Origin of the sequence: Staphylococcus ureilyticus, from assembly GCF_002902235.1 — a bacterium.
GTDB lineage: Bacteria > Bacillota > Bacilli > Staphylococcales > Staphylococcaceae > Staphylococcus > Staphylococcus ureilyticus.
In genome coordinates, this window is the sequence record NZ_PPRL01000168.1 from 1,507 (window position 1) to 2,407 (window position 901).

At 30.0% G+C, this 901-nt stretch carries 1 protein-coding gene; it reads left to right on the plus strand.

What is annotated here, in order from left to right; genetic code table 11:
• On the plus strand, positions 1-844 hold an 844-nt coding region (locus tag CD150_RS12940), incomplete at its 5' end, for an AEC family transporter (protein WP_240621245.1).
• Positions 845-901: the final 57 nt, after the last annotated feature.

Here is a 901-nt window from a genome sequence, read left to right on the forward strand (position 1 = left end):
AAAGTTCACACTAGATTTAAAAACTTTAGCGAAATTAAATATATATGTGTTTGTACCAGGATTTATTTTTGTAAAGTTTTATAAGACAAATTTTGAATTACATTTATTATTATATATTGTAGTTTTCTTTATAATATACATAATTTGTTTATATATCGTGGGCAAAGCTTTAACTTTAATAAACAATAGGGATAAAGGGGAAGCTACGACGTTAACCAATAGTGTATTATTTTTTAATTCTGGAAATTATGGTGTACCAGTTAATGACTTAGTGTTTAAGGGAGATCCACTCGCGATGTCTGTTCAAGTCATCGTTTTATCATTACAAAATATTTTCACTTTTTCGTATGGCATTTTTGCAATACAGTCTGCACAAATTGGAAAGTTAAAAGCGATGTTAGGGTATTTTAAAATGCCAGTGCTATACGCTTTGTTACTTGCAATTATTTTAAATTATGCGGATATCCCCATACCGGAATTTATTTGGACACCAGCTAATTATGTGGCAGATGCGATGATTGCAATTGCTTTAATCATGCTAGGAGCACAAATTGCGAATATAAACTTTACTTTCAAGTGGTCACTATCATATATTTTTATATTTGTACGTTTAGTCATTGGACCAGCTATCGCATTAATCATTATAAAAATCATGGGTATTGAAGGAGTGATTGCACAAACACTTTTTATCGCTTCAGCAATGCCAACATCAGTAAATAGTTCTGTGATAGCGCAAGAGTATGACAATCATCCTGAACTTGCAGCAGAACTTGTCTTTTTATCAACTTTATTAAGTTCAATTACTGTGGTAATTGTTATTTATGCTTCTAAATTATTATTTTAGATAAATAAAAAGTTATATGAATTATCATTACCAATACGTTTAAGCGCTGAGATATAA